Origin of the sequence: Okeania hirsuta, from assembly GCF_003838195.1 — a bacterium.
Lineage (GTDB): Bacteria > Cyanobacteriota > Cyanobacteriia > Cyanobacteriales > Microcoleaceae > Okeania > Okeania hirsuta.
Genome location: NZ_RCBY01000010.1, coordinates 40,301 through 58,001, shown reverse-complemented (window position 1 = coordinate 58,001; position 17,701 = coordinate 40,301). Strand labels below are relative to the sequence as shown.

Annotated in this window: 19 protein-coding genes; 7 read left to right on the top strand and 12 right to left on the bottom strand. The window is 37.6% G+C overall.

The genetic code is table 11. The features are described 5' to 3' along the window. Positions 1–121: 121 nt before the first annotated feature. On the bottom strand, positions 122–889 hold the full coding sequence (locus D5R40_RS03235; protein WP_124154227.1) for a hypothetical protein: 768 nt from the start codon (positions 887–889) through the stop codon (positions 122–124). Positions 890–1,129: 240 nt separating this feature from the next. On the opposite strand from D5R40_RS03235, the gene D5R40_RS03230 reads away from it, so the two are divergent. Next, complete coding sequence (locus D5R40_RS03230; protein WP_124154226.1) at positions 1,130–1,543, top strand: NUDIX domain-containing protein; 414 nt, start codon at positions 1,130–1,132, stop codon at positions 1,541–1,543. Positions 1,544–2,710: 1,167 nt separating this feature from the next. Here the strand turns inward: D5R40_RS03230 and D5R40_RS34475 are convergent. Next, complete coding sequence (locus D5R40_RS34475) at positions 2,711–2,860, bottom strand: hypothetical protein (RefSeq protein WP_161564919.1); 150 nt, start codon at positions 2,858–2,860, stop codon at positions 2,711–2,713. A 575-nt stretch (positions 2,861–3,435) separates the two neighbouring features. Here D5R40_RS34475 and D5R40_RS03225 point away from each other — a divergent pair. Next, a complete protein-coding gene (locus tag D5R40_RS03225) occupies positions 3,436–3,852 on the top strand; it encodes a hypothetical protein (protein WP_124154225.1) in 417 nt (138 codons plus the stop codon). Between the two features lie 426 nt (positions 3,853–4,278). Here the strand turns inward: D5R40_RS03225 and D5R40_RS03220 are convergent, their stop codons facing one another. After that, a complete protein-coding gene (locus D5R40_RS03220) occupies positions 4,279–5,637 on the bottom strand; it encodes a PrsW family glutamic-type intramembrane protease (protein ID WP_124154224.1) in 1,359 nt (452 codons plus the stop codon). Positions 5,638–6,165: 528 nt separating this feature from the next. After that, on the bottom strand, positions 6,166–6,366 hold the full coding sequence (locus tag D5R40_RS03215; protein WP_124142883.1) for a hypothetical protein: 201 nt from the start codon (positions 6,364–6,366) through the stop codon (positions 6,166–6,168). Between the two features lie 254 nt (positions 6,367–6,620). On the opposite strand from D5R40_RS03215, the gene D5R40_RS34470 reads away from it, so the two are divergent. After that, positions 6,621–6,791, top strand: coding sequence for a hypothetical protein (locus D5R40_RS34470; protein ID WP_161564918.1), 171 nt, complete (start codon positions 6,621–6,623; stop codon positions 6,789–6,791). A 264-nt stretch (positions 6,792–7,055) separates the two neighbouring features. Here D5R40_RS34470 and def read toward each other — a convergent pair whose 3' ends face one another. Continuing rightward, positions 7,056–7,622 carry a peptide deformylase gene (def, locus tag D5R40_RS03210; protein ID WP_124142885.1) on the bottom strand — a complete coding sequence of 189 codons (567 nt, stop codon included), beginning with the start codon at positions 7,620–7,622 and terminating at the stop codon, positions 7,056–7,058. Between the two features lie 630 nt (positions 7,623–8,252). On the opposite strand from def, the gene D5R40_RS03205 reads away from it, so the two are divergent. Continuing rightward, positions 8,253–9,560, top strand: coding sequence for a pentapeptide repeat-containing protein (locus D5R40_RS03205; RefSeq protein ID WP_124154223.1), 1,308 nt, complete (start codon positions 8,253–8,255; stop codon positions 9,558–9,560). A gap of 318 nt (positions 9,561–9,878) precedes the next feature. Here D5R40_RS03205 and tenA read toward each other — a convergent pair whose 3' ends face one another. Next, positions 9,879–10,538, bottom strand: coding sequence for a thiaminase II (gene tenA / locus D5R40_RS03200; RefSeq protein WP_375339362.1), 660 nt, complete (start codon positions 10,536–10,538; stop codon positions 9,879–9,881). 311 nt (positions 10,539–10,849) lie between these two features. On the opposite strand from tenA, the gene D5R40_RS03195 reads away from it, so the two are divergent. Further along, positions 10,850–11,863, top strand: coding sequence for a glycosyltransferase family 2 protein (locus D5R40_RS03195; RefSeq protein WP_445974444.1), 1,014 nt, complete (start codon positions 10,850–10,852; stop codon positions 11,861–11,863). A gap of 117 nt (positions 11,864–11,980) precedes the next feature. Here D5R40_RS03195 and D5R40_RS03190 read toward each other — a convergent pair whose 3' ends face one another. Continuing rightward, positions 11,981–13,168: a glutamine amidotransferase-related protein gene (locus tag D5R40_RS03190; RefSeq protein ID WP_124142888.1), complete on the bottom strand. Its 1,188-nt coding sequence runs from the start codon at positions 13,166–13,168 to the stop codon at positions 11,981–11,983. A gap of 590 nt (positions 13,169–13,758) precedes the next feature. Between D5R40_RS03190 and D5R40_RS03185 the strand changes: the two genes are divergently transcribed. Further along, complete coding sequence (locus D5R40_RS03185) at positions 13,759–14,976, top strand: glutathione S-transferase family protein (RefSeq protein WP_124142889.1); 1,218 nt, start codon at positions 13,759–13,761, stop codon at positions 14,974–14,976. 127 nt (positions 14,977–15,103) lie between these two features. Here the strand turns inward: D5R40_RS03185 and D5R40_RS03180 are convergent, their stop codons facing one another. The 5 genes from D5R40_RS03180 to D5R40_RS03165 form a co-directional block, all read right to left on the bottom strand. Next, the gene (locus tag D5R40_RS03180) at positions 15,104–15,706 is read right to left on the bottom strand and encodes a hypothetical protein (protein WP_124142890.1); all 603 of its coding nucleotides are present in this window, start codon (positions 15,704–15,706) and stop codon (positions 15,104–15,106) included. A 302-nt stretch (positions 15,707–16,008) separates the two neighbouring features. After that, positions 16,009–16,215: a DUF5615 family PIN-like protein gene (locus D5R40_RS40695; protein WP_275670261.1), complete on the bottom strand. Its 207-nt coding sequence runs from the start codon at positions 16,213–16,215 to the stop codon at positions 16,009–16,011. Next, a complete protein-coding gene (locus D5R40_RS40690; protein ID WP_275670262.1) occupies positions 16,172–16,342 on the bottom strand; it encodes a DUF5615 family PIN-like protein in 171 nt (56 codons plus the stop codon). The genes D5R40_RS40695 and D5R40_RS40690 overlap by 44 nt, the downstream gene beginning before the upstream one ends. Beyond that, positions 16,339–16,569 carry a DUF433 domain-containing protein gene (locus D5R40_RS03170; RefSeq protein ID WP_124142891.1) on the bottom strand — a complete coding sequence of 77 codons (231 nt, stop codon included), beginning with the start codon at positions 16,567–16,569 and terminating at the stop codon, positions 16,339–16,341. The genes D5R40_RS40690 and D5R40_RS03170 overlap by 4 nt, the downstream gene beginning before the upstream one ends. 327 nt (positions 16,570–16,896) lie before the next feature. Next, positions 16,897–17,316, bottom strand: a complete 420-nt coding sequence (locus D5R40_RS03165) for a hypothetical protein (RefSeq protein ID WP_124142892.1) — start codon at positions 17,314–17,316, stop codon at positions 16,897–16,899. Between the two features lie 56 nt (positions 17,317–17,372). Between D5R40_RS03165 and D5R40_RS03160 the strand changes: the two genes are divergently transcribed. Then, positions 17,373–17,657 carry a tetratricopeptide repeat protein gene (locus D5R40_RS03160; RefSeq protein ID WP_124142893.1) on the top strand — a complete coding sequence of 95 codons (285 nt, stop codon included), beginning with the start codon at positions 17,373–17,375 and terminating at the stop codon, positions 17,655–17,657. The last annotated feature ends 44 nt before the right edge of the window (positions 17,658–17,701 follow it).

The window sequence follows — 17,701 nt, the reverse complement described above, 5'->3', positions numbered from 1 at the left end:
GAGGGTTTTCAACTGAAAACCAGGCATTTTTTTCAACCTAAAAAGGCTAAAACCTTTATCTATCAGTGCTTTTATATTTTATCAGCAAGCCCTAATTATTTCCCTGGGGTGGGTAATAGTTTTACTTTTTATCTTCAGGGTAAAAATTCTGTTTATCTACTTCGGCAAAATCTGATTCTTCACAGTAATAAGTTAACTGATATGGAGAATTTTCTAGAGACAACTGCCGATAATTATTTGTTTGGGGTGGGTAATAGTTTGACTTTTTATTTTCAGGGTAAAAATTCTGTTTATCTACTTCGGCAAAATCTGATTCTTCACAGTAATAAGTTAACTGATATGGAGAATTTTCTAGAGACAACTGCCGATAATTATTTGTTTGGGGTGGGTAATAGTTTGACTTTTTATTTTCAGGGTAAAAATTCTGTTTATCTACTTCGGCAAAATCTGATTCTTCACAGTAATAAGTTAACTGATATGGAGAATTTTCTAGAGACAACTGCCGATAATTATTTGTTTGGGGTGGGTAATAGTTTGACTTTTTATTTTCAGGGTAAAAATTCTGTTTATCTACTTCGGCAAAATCTGATTCTTCACAGTAATAAGTTAACTGATATGGAGAATTTTCTAGAGACAACTGCCGATAATTATTTGTTTGGGGTGGGTAATAGTTTGACTTTTTATTTTCAGGGTAAAAATTCTGTTTATCTACTTCGGCAAAATCTGATTCTTCACAGTAATAAGTTAACTGATATGGAGAATTTTCTAGAGACAACTGCCGATAATTATTTGTTTGGGGTGGGTAATAGTTTGACTTTTTATTTTCAGGGTAAAAATTCTGTTTATCTACTCCCGAAGCTGGCAAGATGCCCGCACTGATAACATTCAATTTTTAATCTCTTTACTTCATATATTTGGAATATGCTGTATGTATAAAAAAATGTTCTATTTTCAATCATTGCCAAATATTTCTCAATTATATTCCATTATTACCCCTGTCAGGGCGGATAACCATTTGTCCCTATAAGATATAATTACACCCATGTTACCAGATTTGATATTAGGCGATCGCTATATTTATCCCATCTATATAATATCCCAAATAAATATATTCTAATAGAAGAAAAATATGAACAAATTACAAGGTTGTGTAATTATTTTGTTTAACAGTTCTCAGCAAATTTTACTCGTGCTTAGAGATAATAAAGATTCTATTCCTTTTCCTAATACTTGGAATTTATTAGGAGGATTTATTGAAAATGGTGAACTTCCTGAACAATGTATATGCAGAGAAATAAGGGAAGAAATCGAAATTGAATTAACAGATATTAACTTTTTTCAAAAGTACAATATTTATGATAGAGAACATTACGTTTTCTGGAAGCAAATAGACTTAGATTTAAAGCAAATTCAACTTAATGAAGGTCAACGTTTAGCTTATTTTACTAAAGATGAATTAGATCAAAATCAACTGGCATTTCAATGTAACAAGATTTTGAATGATTTTTTTGTCCAGGTGTTATGGCCTAAATTTGGTAGGTAGAAAAATAATATGTACGGCAGGAAAAAACTATAGCACTATACTTATGTAGAAAATTTACCCCGAAAATAGGTAGATGATTTGCAAATTCCCAAATCTCACTCCTGTTGCTTCCTTCCCGAAAAGATAATAGTGCTTTGAAAATCTCTCTATTGCTAGAAGAGTCTTTCCAAAGTTAGGGAAAAAACTATAGCACTATACTTAATCTAGAAAATTTATCCCTCAAATAGGTAAATGATTTGCAAATTCCAAAATCTTACTGCTGTTACTCCCTTCCCGAAAAGATAATAGTGGTTTGAAAAGCTTTCTATTCACAGAAGAGTCTTTCCACAGTTAGGAAAAAAACTATAGCACTATACTTAATCTAGAAAATTTATCCCTCAAATAGACAAATGATTTGCAAATTCCAAAATCTTACTGCTGTTACTCCCTTCCCGAAAAGATAATAGTGGTTTGAAAAGCTTTCTATTCACAGAAGAGTCTTTCCACAGTTAGGAAAAAAACTATAGCACTATACTTAATCTAGAAAATTTATCCCTCAAATAGACAAATGATTTGCAAATTCCAAAATCTTACTGCTGTTACTCCCTTCCCGAAAAGATAATAGTGGTTTGAAAAGCTTTCTATTCACAGAAGAGTCTTTCCACAGTTAGGAAAAAAACTATAGCACTATACTTAATCTAGAAAATTTATCCCTCAAATAGACAAATGATTTGCAAATTCCAAAATCTTACTGCTGTTACTCCCTTCCCGAAAAGATAATAGTGGTTTGAAAAGCTTTCTATTCACAGAAGAGTCTTTCCACAGTTAGGAAAAAAACTATAGCACTATACTTAATCTAGAAAATTTATCCCTCAAATAGACAAATGATTTGCAAATTCCAAAATCTTACTGCTGTTACTCCCTTCCCGAAAAGATAATAGTGGTTTGAAAAGCTTTCTATTCACAGAAGAGTCTTTCCACAGTTAGGAAAAAAACTATAGCACTATACTTAATCTAGAAAATTTACCCCTCAAATAGGTAAGTGATTTGCCAATCAAAAACCTAACTACCCTACCCTCCTTCCTGACAAAAGAATGGTACTTTGAAAACTTCTCTATTCGGAGGTCATAGAGTAGAGGTTTTTCTAGATTTTTTGACTGTACAAATATCCTTTTAAAAAATATTCTACTAACGCAATGCGCGGATTAATTTGATTGCTGAGTGGGCAATCGCACAAATAACAATAGAACTTCCCAATGCTCCAGCAGGAATTAAACCAGCATCACTATTTTCAATTGCCAGGTCGGCAACTTTATAAATTAAATTAATAGGAGTCACTTCCTGGGTTTCGATACAACTTGGGAATGTTTGATTTTCTTGAGTAGAGTTATTTTCCGTTTTTATTCTCCGGTATTTTTCAAAACTGATTATTTATTGGGAGATATCTAATACCAAATCTCATAAGATATCTTGGTTTAATGCCGATAATCGTTATAAACATTACTAAACGATTATTATTGCTTAATAACTGAAGTTCATCGGAAGTATAGCATTAATGCATGGGAATTGGTCTAATAAAAAACAGGATAACTTTACCTCAATCAATAATATTGAGACAAAAAAGAGAATGTTGAGTTGATTTTGAAAGTTTTTTTATGACTCCAAACTTTTACTGTGACAATACTAACGGTGTCACATTGATGTTTTTCTCTGAACTATTCAATTTAGTTCTATTTTGGCTCTTTTTGTATATATTATGGCCAATTTATTTCTGTCTGTTAGTACAGTTAATATACTGCAACATTACTTGTTTTCATTTGTTTCTGTTCTATATATATTCTGACTCATTAATTTCTTTCCAAAGAAATATACGCTAATAGCAATATTTAACGACCATATACTGGAGGTGTTGTATGAGCAGAAAAAAAACTTCAAGTTCTATATGTCTTTCAGAAGAAGGTATTAAAAAAGTAAATATAGCTAGAATCAAAAAAAGTTGGAAAAAAACACAAAAAGAGTGGTATGAATCAGCATTTGTTTCAATATCAACATTGAAGTGCTTTATGAGTAGCACATCTATTTCTCCTGATTCTTTCAAAAAGTTGTCTGAAGTTGTAGGAATAGAAGACTGGCATTCCCTTGTTAATTGGCCTCTAAGTCAATCTTTTACTCAGAAAAAATCAAAATTCAAAGCTGGAGTAGGTATAACTGGCATTTTTACTTCAGACAAAAAGCTGGAAGTAGAAATTGCTTTGGAGTATTTGAAGCAACTTTTGATTAATTGCAAATTTGTTATACTATTTCTCAAAAACTTTTCTATATTTTCTTGAGTAGGGTACCCACTCCTAACTCCTACCAGGAGGTGAATAAAACATAATAATAATTGATATTAACTTACCTTAAAGTAGCAAAAAAGTTATTCTATATAAGTTAATTACTTAATAACTGAAGTTCTCATGAACTATAGCATTATTTTTGGGAATTGGTATTATTTACAATGATGATAATTTAGCACAATAATATAGTTTCCAAACTTCTTGGGAAAGCTTAAACTATTGTTTTTTTATCGCCCAGTTGTATCACTTTTTTCACTGAGTGATATTGTTAAATTAACACTCCCCCAATCAAATCAAATTAAATAGCTTCTGATGAAATTAGTCCAATTGTGGTGATGGTTAAATGTAATCCTGTGGTCAAGCAAAAATATATAGCCTATGGTTAATTAATCTATTTTTTTGCTTAATTAAATTTAGATATTACTTCATTAAAACCTGAGTCGCAAAATTTTCATTTCTTGTGGGAGAGAGAACTCTTGCTTTTAAAATAGCCGCCCCTAAAAAAGCATAAGAAATAACTCCCACAAAAGCCAAAAGAAATATATTTAAAATCCCACAAGCATTCCATAAAGCATGAAGAATAGATGCGGTAAAATAACCAACTCCCAAAATCAACCAACTATTACGACGTCTTAAAACACTTAACCCAATAAAATAACCAAAATAACCACTATAAGCCATGTGTCCAGCTACTGAACCTAAAATTCTGGGAATTAACAATTGTAATCCTACCAATTGACCCGCATCTACTCCCAATTGTAAACTAGCACTATCCACAATACTCGGAACATATTGTCCCAGAGTTTCTAATAAAGTAAATCCTACTGCAGAAGCTGTTCCTAATAAAATTCCATCTAAAGGTTCCCAAACACCAATTTTATTTCGCCAGGGATCAGGTAAATTACGACCTATTAATAGTGCTAAAAACACAGGTAATGCTTTTAACAACTCCTCCATTAATCCCGCGCCAAAAAACATTCTAATCAGGAAATCAAGAAAGCCAACTTGCTCAGGATTTACTGATATATCACCAGGAAGTATAAAACGAAATACTCCAATAAACAATGTCAAAATTGGACTTAATAAGATAATAACAGTTGTTAAAGCTACTCCGAATAATACCCACCAAGGTTTCTGTTTGCCACAAAGTTGATAAACGAAATAATAAGCAGCAGTAGCAATATAAGCTGCTAATAAAAAATTGAAAGCTATTGCTCTACCCACGGTTAAAAACATTAAAATCACAAAAAATACAGTGATAATACCTGGATAAAGATAGGCTTTTTTAGCTAATTGCTTTCCTGTGGAGGCAATAGGAAATAACTGGGTCAAAGTTATCGACTCAGTATCTTCAACATCTTCAACATTAGGAACAGAATTGACAGGAAGTGAAGTAGAGTTTACTGATTGTGATACTGATAAGGTTGATTTTTGGTAGGATAAATTATCGAAGATGAATTCTGGTCCTTTGTAACCCAGACGAATACGATCGCCCACCTGTAAAATTTGACTTCCCTGTATTCTTCGTCCATTAATATAAGTACCATTAGAACTATTGAGGTCGCAGATTTCCCATACTAAACCAGTAGTTTTGGCCTGTTTGGTATGAATACGAATTAGGGCATGACGGCGAGAAACCGTTGTATAAAATTTTGTCTCTAGGACAATTTGACACTTGGGATCGCGTCCTAGCACTATCTCCTCTATCTCAGATAGATACTTTTTTATGAGCTTTTCCTCGTATACCCCTCTTGTAGACAGTTGTCGCAGAAATGCCATTTTTTAGATATCTTTAAAATTTTTAGTCAAAATAATTATTGATAAGCAATGAACAATTAATTGTCAATTAAATATAGCGCCGTGCGCAGGCAACAGGCAATAGCTCCGGAAGGCAACAGCTTATCTGGGGGAATAAAAAACCGATAATATAAGACTTTTAGCTATTGGACACCTCTTGTAATTTGTAAATATGCCAGCACACATTGCTATACAGCATATTTCATATCAGTGGGGTACATCTGTTGTGGGCAAGATGCCCACACTACGAAGACTTTATCATCAATATTTGTACCTCATATACCTGCAATCTGCTGTATTGTCCATTGTTTATTGCTTAACTAGCGATCCGTATTTTCCGTACCAGAATGCTCCGCAAAAAGCACTCAGCTTTCAGACTGCTAAAAGCTTGGGTTTAAATCTCTGACTTCTAGCTTGTCGTTTAATCTTAGGAGGTGTCCCCTATCCCCTTCTGGCACTTTAAAAAAAGTAATCTTGCTGAGTGCTGAGTGCTGACCGCTTCTTTAATTTCTATTGATTCGCCTTAGCGTCTTGAATTGCTAAATAAAAGAGTAAAGTAGCTAGAGGAATGCTCAGACTCAAAATTATCCCTGTTACTAGACCACCTAATTCTGGTTCCCCAGAAGATAACTCAAAAATAGAACCAACTGCTGCGATCGCTGCTATACAAGACCCACCCAAAAGCAATGTTGATTTAGGAGTTCCTACCATAACTTTCTTCTCCAAAAATATTGACTATTTTAATTTTTTATGATAATCACTAAAGTTAAGAACTAATAAATCTTAAACTTCTGGACTATTGCTTTTGTATTAGACATCTGGTAAAAATCAAAAATATAGCAGGAAACAGGTAACAGGCAACAGGCAACAGTGGGAAAAGAATTTCTCTGTCTAAGATTCATCATCAACTCGTTCTTTGCTATAAAATCAATTACCGTACATAAATCATCAATTAGGGTTTGCTGATGGAAAGTCTTTTTGCTGGGGTAGGAGACAACCCACCCCTCGCCCCTCCCCCTCCCAGGAGGGGAGAAATGGGAATGAGCGAGGAAGTAGGAGTAAGAATTGTCAATTTGGGATTTTTCTGCCCAACTATGAGCCTAAAATACGCTCCATGCATGAGCATCAACAGCTAAAAACCAGGTACTGCAATTCGACCCCAAAAAGGCACTTGTCTTTATATGTCAATGCTTTTAGATTAGATCGGTAAGCCCCAATTATTTCCCCCTACTTTGTACGGACTTTGTATGCAACGTCCCTACTACTCCCTATTCCTAGATGTCTATTAGACATCTGGTAAAAATCAAAAATAAAATCAATTCTGATCAAGAAATTATCAATTTTTCCTCCCTGTTGCCTGTTGCCTCTTTTCTGGAAATGTCTATTAATTTTGCGAGACTTTAAGCAACAGATTTGACAGCTTTAGGAGAGAACTTATGCTTAGTCAACTCTTCATTCAGTGCCAATTTATTTTCTACTCGGTCTACAAACAGCACCCCTTGAAGATGGTCCATTTCATGCTGAATTGCTCTAGATAATAATTCTTTAGCCTGAAGAGTTTTCGGACGACCATTTTCATCTTTGTAGGTAACTTCAATTATTGCGGGACGTTTAACATCTAAATAAACCCCAGGAATACTCAGACACCCTTCTTGGAAAAGACAAACTTCTTTACCATACCTTTTAATCGTAGGATTAATCAAAACTAGAGGGGGCGTAGCAGCATTATCTAGCTCGCAGTCTATAACAATTACTTGTTTTTGGACAGCCACCTGGGGTGCAGCTAGACCAATACCATCAGCACTATACATAGTTTGGAGCATTTCTCGTATCAGTTTCCGAATATCATCATCTACCTTATTCACACGCTTTGCTGACTGACGCAAAGAGCGATCGCCCAAATAATGTATTTCCAAAGGTGGGTTCTCTAATTTTTCCTTCTTAACTAGAATTTCAGAATTTGTCATAATTTTACAATATCAAAGTAATGGCTAAATTTTAAACAAAGGTACTTTTTGAACCTCTTTCTATCTATCCTAATAGAAAATACACGGCCTCTGAGCCTTAACGAAGTCAGAAGTTAGATAGGGGAGCCGTCGGATTGGCGACGTACAGAAGTCAACCCACCCCTCGCCCCTCCCCCTCCCAGGAGGGGAAGTAGGGGATTTGAGCAACTCTCCAAAAATATTTCGCCTTAAAAGGCGGAGTTGCGCGACCCAATTATTTTGATAAATAGTCAAGTTAACTTATCACATCCAACTCAAAGTCAAAGTCCTTATCTCAATTAATCAAAACCCCCCTGAGTCCTAAATTAATATTTTTTTGCTTCTAATTTTTGACTTTTGACTTTTGACTTTTGACTTTTGACTGAGTCCTAGATTAATCAATATTTTTTGACTTTTAACTTTTAACTTTTGACTTCTAATGTCTTGGCAGGTTTAGTCCCAATATAATTGATATAAAACCTAACCTCTAGCTAAACTTACCCGTAAAATTATTGGCATAACTTCTCTTTTCTAATGTTTTCAGTTTTTTATAGATATTACAAAAACTTAACAAATTAATTGTCTATCAAAAAAATCAAAATTAAAAATTATATGAATAATGATTCAAACTCTTCTTCAGCTAATTCTCAAAACACCAGTCCAACCTCAGAAAATTCTAATGGCACAAAAGCAGCGATCGCTCCTGTAAAAACACCAATAGAGCAATTAAACTTGGTAGAAAATGAAATAGAACAAATGTTACCCTCCTCTCCCACACAACTTAATGGTTTGGCAAACAATCAAGCAGAGGAAGGGCCAAAGAATCGAATTGCGTCCATTGTCTCCCTGACAGCAATTGCCGTAATGATTCTGGGGTTAGCCATAGATAATGTGCTGCTTGGTTATAGCAGCGCGGTTGTGGCAATGGTAGCTTCCATCAGAATGATTTGGCCTAGTTGGGGTAAAGTCTGGAAAACCCTCATTCCTCCAGTTTGGCGTAATCTGATTATTGCTTGCTTTGGTATCTTGGCCGCTATTGTTGGTTTACTGATGTTAAGTGGAGCAAACCAAGAACCAGGTACTCGTAATATTCAGATTAACTGGGATGCCATTGGAGCGGTGGGCGAACTCATCGGAGCTTTGGGTCAAATTTTAATTGCAATTATTGCTGTATATGTAGCTTGGCGACAATACGTTATTTCCAAAGATTTGACCATTCAGCAAAACCGCATTACTCAACAACAAACCATTGATGCTTACTTTCAAGGAGTTTCCGATCTGGCAATGGATGAAAAAGGTTTATTGGAAGATTGGCCACAGGAAAGAGCGATCGCTGAAGGACGTACAGCAGCTATTATTAAAAGTGTAGATGGAGAAGGTAAAGCGAAAATTCTCAGATTTTTATCTCAGTCTAGACTAATAACACCGATTAAGCGCGATCGCCAACTTGGTCGGCCTATTTTAGATGGTAATGGGGGTTATGCGGAAGACAGGGAATATGGTATTCGTGTGATTGACTTAGGAGTAATGTTAGCTGGTGCTGACCTGACAAAAACAGATTTACGTTGGACAGAATTAAGTGATGCTAATCTTGTTAGAGCTAATCTTAGTGATTGTGACTTGGTCAAAGCAAATTTTTCTCGTACTATTTTGTATGAAGCAAGTCTGGTAGGTGCTGACTTGAGAGGAGCAAGATTTTTCTATGGTAATGCAGAAACTGCTACTCCTCGCAGTCGTACTCATGTACCTAACTATCAAACAGGTATTTGTACTGGTGCAGTGGTAGAAAATGTTGACTTTAATGGAGTCAAACGGTTGTCTGACGAACAACGTTATTATTGTTGTGCTTGGTCTGGGGAAAAAAGTAGGAGAAAGATACCTGGTGGTTGTGAAGGTATTCCGAATAAGTTGGGGCGTTAGAAGAAGGAGTCAGGAGTCAGGAGTCAGGAGTCAGGAGAAAGGAGTTATGTCAAATCCGGTTGAATACTTATTAGAATTCTTGGGAGATAGAAGTGTGGATAGAATTATAAACATATACTGTGTAACCAGATTCTATATCAGGAGTCGGGAGAAAGGAAGGATGAGAGTGGGAATTATCTAGGCATATTCCGGCATTTTATGTCTGCATTGATATGTAGGGGCGAATGGCATTTGCGCTCCGCAAAGCTCTGAATGGCGCCCTCACTAGATTTAGTTTCCGTGCGTAAGTCCTGTTAAATTATTTTCTCCTCCTCCTAGCTACTCCTCTACTCTGTTAACACTTGCCATTTCCCAAGCTGCTTGAAAGAAATCTCGTTCGCAGAGCATGGCATAACAGTAGGTTGATTCTGCTTCTTGAGTATTATCTGCGTAACTGTCTATCACTTTCTCCAGCTTTTGCGTCAAATGTTCAAAATCCTGACTGCTGTAAGTACGAATCCATTCAGAATATTGATGCTCTGGGATTTCTGGTGTAGCCAACTGTTGTCCTAAGAAAGCATAAAGTCGCATACAAGGAGTCATTGCTGCAGCGATCGCTCCAATATTATTACTCCAAGCTGTTGCTAATAAAAAATCTGTATAACGCCGTGTAGAAAATCCTGGTGTAATAGTTTCTAGATTTACTCCCCATGCTGCCGCATAGTTTTGATGCAGTTGCAATTCCTCTTTTACCCCACCTGCGAGAGCATGAAACAGTTCAAATGTTTTCCAGTCTGGGGACTTAGCTGCAGCAATACTGTAAGCACGGGCAAATGCTTTGAGGAAAAAAGCATCTTGTCCTACATAATAGGCAAAACTTTTATGAGGCAGTGTACCGTCAGCAATTCCTTGCACAAAAGGATGAGATAAACATACTGTTGCTAATTGTTGATTTATTTTCCATAAATTATTTGATAAGCTGTTTTGCATTGAAACCATATATCTAAATTTTTGTCAAAGGGAATAGGGAATAGGGAATAGGGAATAGGGAATCTAAACTATTCTTAGCTTATCATATTTTCCATAAATTCATTCAGTGGTATTATATTATGTTTTAGTTTAAGATTATTCAACCAATTTCAGAAATGTAGATACAGCAGATTGCAGATAGATGAGGTACAAATATAAATGCTAAAGTGTTTGTAGTGCGGGCATCTTACCAGTGACTGGTATACCTGGCTAATATGAAATACGCTGTATGTTCTATAAAACATCTCTACAAGAGTAGCTCGAAAAGGATAATATGATTTATGGAAAAATCTATTTTAATAGGAAATTATTGTTTCTTCCCTCTTCCCTCTTCCCTCTTCCTTCTTCCTACTTTTATGAAATATTCTATAGTAATTCCTATTTATAACGAAGAGAAAAATCTCCCAGAATTATATCGGCGTATCAGTGCCATTCTGAATAGAATGGATGGAGATGTAGAATTAATTTTAATTAATGATGGGAGTCGCGATCGCTCTCTACAAATACTCCGAGAATTACATCAACAAGACTCTCGAATTTGTTACTTAAGTTTTGCCCGTAATTTCGGACATCAAATTGCTGTTACTGCTGGTTTAAATTTTGCTAGGGGGAAAGCTATTGTAGTTTTAGATGGAGATTTGCAAGACCCACCAGAATTAATTCCAGACTTAATTGAACAGTGGCGACAAGGTTATCAAGTTGTCTATGCTCAACGCACAAAAAGACATCAAGAAAGTTGGTTAAAAAAGTTGCCTGCTTTTCTATATTATCGGATTTTAAAACATTTAGCAGATGTGGATATTCCCATTGATACGGGAGATTTTTGTTTAATGGATAGATGTGTGGTAGATGTGTTGAATAAAATGCCAGAAACTAATCGTTATATTCGAGGTTTAAGAGCATGGGTTGGTTTTAAACAAACAGCAATTAAATTTGAGCGCGAACCTCGTTTTGCTGGTGATATTCAATATACTTTTGCTAAGTCTTTAGCTTTAGCAATTAATGGTTTAGTCTCTTTTTCTAAAGTACCTTTACGACTTTCTACTTATATAGGATTATTTGCTGCTTGTATTGCTTTATTGATGGCTTGTTTAGTTTTATATTGGCGGATTTTTTATCCAGATTCACCATTAACTGGTTTGGCAACAATTATCATGGCAATTTTCTTTTTAGGAGCAGTACAATTAGTAAGTATTGGAATTTTAGGAGAATATATCGGACGTATTTATGAAGAAGTGAAAGGTAGACCTCTTTATACTTTATCTGAAGTGGCAGGATTTGAGGATAAGAATTAATACCATCAGGACTTACGCATACAACTCCCTTGAAAACGACATATTTAGGGGCGAATAGCATTCGCCCTCAATGGCATTTGCCCTAAATTGATGAGGGAAGCGGTTTCTTACTCATTTTTAGAGAACTGACTGAAGTATACGTGCTAACAAACGAATTCCATCAGAATTTTTCATATCTTCCCAGGAAAGTGCCCAACCTTCAGATGCTGTTATTAACGATTCATCAAGTTCTGGGTGAAACTGGGTAGTTAGTGCTTTCCGGCCGTTATCCCAATAAATACCGGTTGCTGCCACCTCACATAACGGATCGCCACTTTGAGTATGTGTTGAAGCTAAAATTTCGACACCAATGGGTGCATCCATTAGGCTTTGTAGGTCTAGTATCGAGGCCGCTTCAAGGCTGTAAGCAGTTATCGCATGGTGAATTTGCTGATAGGCCCAACATACGAACCGCATTGATTCTTCTGATACTTCGTTGCCATGAAATGCCTGAATGTGCAGATTGTTCTCGTACTGGAGTGCTACATCAATGATAGCATCAAAACGTTTTGCTACTACACGATATGCCTCCGTGATTTCAGTCGGAACATGAGGAATCTCAAGATCCCGGTAGGGGTATAAACGTGTATTAGAATGGCTAATTTCTTCATTCTTAGCAACTGCAAACGATTCATCATTCCAAGATTGGGCGACAGTACCATAACTCTTTTCGACCTTCAGGCGATTTGCCACCTCGGCAATGCGACGACTGACAGCAACAAACGCTGGTTGTTGTGATTTTTCTAGACGATCCACAGATTCACGGATTAATTCTACATGGGCCTGCGCCGTAAGCTGATGAGAGAGACAAATGCCAATGAAAGGCACCTGTTTTAAGAGGAATTCAACAATCAGTTGCGTAGCATCTGAACGAGGAAATGCTGGCGAAAAAGTATCTTTTACATGAACATCCGGTTTGCCCCCTTCCAATACTATAAGTTTGGCTACCCTTGCCAGGGAAGCAAAGCGCTTTAGGTCAGAAATACCATGCTTCCAAGCGGGCACAATAAGGGTAGGTAAACCCAGTATCTGATCGACAATATAGGCCACGTTCTCTGATGCAATGACCCCAACTTTATCCTTGGGTCGTTCGCCAACATGCTCCCAGGGTTCAATAACTACAACACTTTCTGCAATTTCTCCAGGATCGACCAGAGAAAGATCGTCTACATGACGACCCCAGGTAGGACTACGGTCACCGAGAGGATTTGGTGTATTACGTTCAGCGAGAAAAGCATCAATTAAAACTTGACTAGATTTAGACATTTATAGTGCCTCTGATTTTATTAGGACTTATATTTTACAATTTTTCTGAGTGCAGCCTTAATTCCTTAACAAAAAAATCAGAAGGTTTTAGATCGGTAATTTCAATGACACAATTATGCGTCCAGAACAACTGAATTCTAGCATTTCGGATATTTTTCCACCATCTTGGGGTCTGGTATCGCGCGATCAGCGACAAGAAGAGGATTGACTCAAAGGAAAATTTTTCTCTATTATCCCTTTAAAAGGGGAGGCTTTAAACCACAATTTTTCGGTAAATAAAGCTTTTAGCCTTTTTCGACTCTAAAAAAGTGCGCCTGTTTTAATTCCCTTACCCTCAAAAATTCAGAATTTGGGGGTGAGGAGGGGAAGAAAAATCAAAGAAAAATTATTCCTCCTACTTTCTCTGTCTTCCCACCCTCCCCAAACTTCCCACACTCCCCACCCTCTCAACACCTTAGCCCTATTTAATTTTTGGGCGAAAGTATGAACAATCGCATGGTTTCCTATATTCCTCAAGCTGCTAACCGTCAGACTCCGAATCGGATAAATGAAGTTGTGATAAAATTGAACATTATTTTCTGGAGTAACTTATGATATCGACCAAATCTTTGCCTTTGAGTTGGGAAGAACTACAACAACTCGCCACATTTGAGCGAGATACCATTAACGGACCAACCAATTCCCAAGCAAGATTGCGGCTGTTTGGACAAGCCGAATCAGATGTGCGAGTTACTCTTTATCGCGATCATCATGCTTGGTGTCCTTATTGCCAAAAAGTGTGGCTGTGGTTAGAGGAAAAGCAAATTCCGTACCGTATCGAGAAAGTCACTATGTTCTGTTATGGAACGAAAGAAAAGTGGTATAAGCAAAAGGTGCGATCGGGAATGCTTCCTGCGCTAGAACTTGACGGTCAGTTAATTACAGAAAGTGATAATATCTTATTAGCATTAGAAAACGCATTTGGTCCATTAAATCGGGTGGGAATGGGCGATCGCCGAGCGCTGCCTCTGCGCCAGCTAGAACGCCTACTCTTTCGCGGTTGGTGTAGTTGGTTGTGCTACCCCACGCGATCGCAAAGGGACGAACAACGCAGTCGAGATCAATTTACCACCATCGTGGCTAAAGTTGAAGCAGCTCTTGCCAGTACTCCAGGATCTTATTTTCTGGAAGAATTTGGTATAGTTGATTTGGTTTTTACTCCATACATCGAGCGGATGAATGCCAGTCTCTACTACTACAAAGGCTATTCATTGCGGGAAGAAAACCCAAAGCTCTCTGATTGGTTTGATGCTATGGAAACCCGATCCACCTATAGAGGAACACAAAGCGATTTTCATACCCATGCCCACGATTTACCACCGCAAATGGGCGGATGTTATCCTAACCAAGAGTCTCAAACTGAGATTAATCAAAAACGAGTCGATTGCGGTCCTTGGTTGGGATTACCAGATGTGATGTATCCAGAACCCGAAACGTCTCGAACAGAAGCTCTGCAACGGGTGATCAAGCATCGTGAGAATATCATTCGCGTTAATCCAGCGGACGATCGCCTTTTTGATGAAGCCTTGCGTTGCGCTCTGACTTACATGATAACAGGAGAACTGTGTCCGCCACCATCTGCTTCCGATCCAGCCCTGCGCTACCTGCGCGATCGTATTAATGTACCCAGAGATATGTCTATCTATGCTAGCAAACGACTGAGAGAAGCATTAGAAACGACGGCAGCTCTATCTGGCGATCGCCAAGGAATACCCATTCCAGTACGCGATCGGCGCGATCAAGACCCCGCTAATTTTACCCAAATTTAACAATGGAGTGAGAATTCCCCTCTTCAAACCTTGGATTGCAGAGGGGAACCCCTATTTGATTTTCAATAAAGGACATGGGATACTATTAAACTTTGGTGTTGAAGGCAAGAAAAAACCGAGTTTAATTTCAATCTGCTTCCCTTTTGCTTGACAATAAAAAACTTATTGTTCCGAAAATTTTATCTAAATCGGTAATAGCAATTCTCAACTTGCTTTTTGTGAATTCATCGGATACTAATTTTCCAAATTGCCATAATTCTCCATCTGTTACTATCCCATACACAGCAAGTTCCTCGGCTTTATTTAATTTTTGCACAGCAATCAACTCAGCGAGACATTGCCCCCATCCCTCACTAAAATCATTCTTTTTTGCTTCAACAACAACGACGATTGGAAAACCCAAAACAGTTTTACCTAATTCTGACTTTGTTGAAAACAAGTAATCAGGCGCTCCATTTAGTTTAGTATCGTATGTTATGAACTTGTGGCTCCAAAGAGTATACTTATCAATAAAACTTTTATAAACTTCTCTTAAAATTGGATAAATAATATTTTCACATCTTGAGTATTCAGATGTGTATATATCCATGTTCTGTTCGCTGAATTTCAATTCCCTGACAAACAGATCAGAAGGTTTTAAATGGGTAATTTCAATAAAGTCTGCTTCCAAATACTTGATCTTATACTCTTGTTGAACTTGAGCAATAGTTTTATAATCACTAAAAGCCATTAATAACTCTTACCTCTCAACGTGAAACTCTTGATTTAATTGCATTATATCCTAATTTTCTGCTTTTTATCGTTCAAGTCCCGCTAGAACATCGGCGGTGTCAAAGGCTAGGGTGTTATACTGGCTAAAGCTGTAACTTGTGGCAGGGTCAAGAATTGAAGGTTTCACCATTGCTTTACTCCAGCAGCTTTTAACTTCCCGGTGTTTGTCTCGTCGGTATGGACTGTCTTTGAGGGAAGTATAGCAAGCAAGCGCTCGCAAAACAAAATGTATGCGATCGCAGCAGGTAAAAACCTAGTGCATCATGATAAAGCAAGCAGGGATAAAGTCTCATCTTCGTCAAATAATTTGATCGCGCTAAACTCCCGACGCAGCAAATTTTCAACTTGTAATGTCGAACAGTTCCCAAGGCGAAGCCAAATCACTTTCAGTGGATTTCCAAATACTAAACTCAGATCGTGCATATCAGCATCTTTCGAGACGATGATTAGATCGTTGTATGCATGCATAATCCCAAACGATTGGGTCGATTGTCGCTTTCATGCCCACATCTCGAAGGTGAAGGGAGTTTGGGAAAAAATCGCTCAAACGGTTTGGTAATTTAGGCGATAGATTCTCATCAAAAAGTAATTTCATGGGGATAATGGGGCACTCATAAACCGACGATCGCGGTCAGCAGCATAAGCAATGCATGCTTTTAAATCTTCTCGCGTCAGATCGGGAAAATCGTCTAGAATTTCTGCTTCAGTCATCTCAGAAGCTAGGTACTCAAGGACTTCATAGACTGTAATACGCAAGCCACGGACGCAAGGCTTACCACCACGTTTTTCAGGCTCAATTGTAATGATGTCTCGGTAGTTCATAAACTGGCATGAGGAAAAAATGTTTACTTAGCATTATATCGAAAACTTTTGCTGCCCGCAGACAGAGAAGACTTCTAGAGCTTATCTGCAATGCGATCGCCAAGCTGTTCGATTTAGTACAGGGATAGGCAGGGAAACATTCAAGGATGAGTTGAGTTAATCCTGTGGTAAGTTCCCTATTGTTAACACACCTTACTGCTGTGGCTAGATTAGTTATGCAAAGGATTTTGTGAGTTACGCAGGAACAGAGATTATCTATTTATTGATAGATTGCTTCCCTGCTAACATAGCCTACGCGATCGGCGATCGTACTCAGCCAATAGCCAATTAACGACCATTTGTACCCGTAGACCAAAGTGGCACACCACGATTGGTGTAGACAACCACGTTACCATCTTGTTGAATAGCTAGGAAAGCACCTGGATTCCCATGAGTGTTTGAAGCCCAAAGAACACGGCCTCCATCTGCATAGATAACTAAATTACCATCTGCTTGCATTGCCAACACTCTAGCACCTTGGTCGTGAGTGTTTGTTGCCCATACTGACTGCCTGGATGGATTATAGAACCCCTGAGCGTATCTTTGGACGCGGTATGTGCTTTTGGCTTCCGTCCTCAGCCTGAGGAAGTTGTGGAAATTCAGGAACGAGAATGGGGAAAAAGCGGATGAGACCCCGCGTCGCCCAATAGCAAACCTGGTAGCTTCCCTTGCAGGTAGAAAAATACTCTCATCTCCCCATCTCCCCATCTCCTTCTCTATTTTTAAATAGATCCGTTTAGGGGTTCTATACAGAAGCTTTGGAAATGAGAAAGCAACTACTGGGGTCGGCACATCCAGATATTGCCACCAGTCTCAACAACCTGGCAGGTCTCTACAAATTCCAGGGGCGATACACAGAAGCGGAACCTTTATTTTTAAAAGCATTGACTATTTTGTTTTCACAACTAGGAGAAGAGCATCCCAATACTCAGACTGTTATGAAGAATTATGGAATATTTTTGCAGCAAGTCCTTAACGAAAATCGTCAAGGGGAGTTATCTGATCAAAGGAGTTTGCAGATTATCTCCCAGATGGAGAGCGAAGAGTAGGGAGGTGATTTCCGTTCTCGGTTTGTTTTTTACCTCAGTAAAAT

Coding starts and splice junctions, on each gene's coding strand:
- D5R40_RS03195 (WP_445974444.1), top strand. CDS start 10,850: ATGGAAAAATCTATTTTAATAGGAAATTATTGTTTCTTCCCTCTTCCC.
- D5R40_RS03160 (WP_124142893.1), top strand. CDS start 17,373: ATGAGAAAGCAACTACTGGGGTCGGCACATCCAGATATTGCCACCAGT.
- D5R40_RS03205 (WP_124154223.1), top strand. CDS start 8,253: ATGAATAATGATTCAAACTCTTCTTCAGCTAATTCTCAAAACACCAGT.
- tenA (WP_375339362.1), bottom strand. CDS start 10,538: ATGGTTTCAATGCAAAACAGCTTATCAAATAATTTATGGAAAATAAAT.
- D5R40_RS03170 (WP_124142891.1), bottom strand. CDS start 16,569: ATGAACTACCGAGACATCATTACAATTGAGCCTGAAAAACGTGGTGGT.
- D5R40_RS03220 (WP_124154224.1), bottom strand. CDS start 5,637: ATGGCATTTCTGCGACAACTGTCTACAAGAGGGGTATACGAGGAAAAG.
- D5R40_RS34470 (WP_161564918.1), top strand. CDS start 6,621: ATGGAAAGTCTTTTTGCTGGGGTAGGAGACAACCCACCCCTCGCCCCT.
- D5R40_RS03230 (WP_124154226.1), top strand. CDS start 1,130: ATGAACAAATTACAAGGTTGTGTAATTATTTTGTTTAACAGTTCTCAG.
- def (WP_124142885.1), bottom strand. CDS start 7,622: ATGACAAATTCTGAAATTCTAGTTAAGAAGGAAAAATTAGAGAACCCA.
- D5R40_RS03185 (WP_124142889.1), top strand. CDS start 13,759: ATGATATCGACCAAATCTTTGCCTTTGAGTTGGGAAGAACTACAACAA.
- D5R40_RS40695 (WP_275670261.1), bottom strand. CDS start 16,215: ATGCATGCATACAACGATCTAATCATCGTCTCGAAAGATGCTGATATG.
- D5R40_RS03165 (WP_124142892.1), bottom strand. CDS start 17,316: ATGGGGAGATGGGGAGATGAGAGTATTTTTCTACCTGCAAGGGAAGCT.
- D5R40_RS03225 (WP_124154225.1), top strand. CDS start 3,436: ATGAGCAGAAAAAAAACTTCAAGTTCTATATGTCTTTCAGAAGAAGGT.
- D5R40_RS40690 (WP_275670262.1), bottom strand. CDS start 16,342: ATGAAATTACTTTTTGATGAGAATCTATCGCCTAAATTACCAAACCGT.
- D5R40_RS03190 (WP_124142888.1), bottom strand. CDS start 13,168: ATGTCTAAATCTAGTCAAGTTTTAATTGATGCTTTTCTCGCTGAACGT.
- D5R40_RS03215 (WP_124142883.1), bottom strand. CDS start 6,366: ATGGTAGGAACTCCTAAATCAACATTGCTTTTGGGTGGGTCTTGTATA.
- D5R40_RS03180 (WP_124142890.1), bottom strand. CDS start 15,706: ATGGCTTTTAGTGATTATAAAACTATTGCTCAAGTTCAACAAGAGTAT.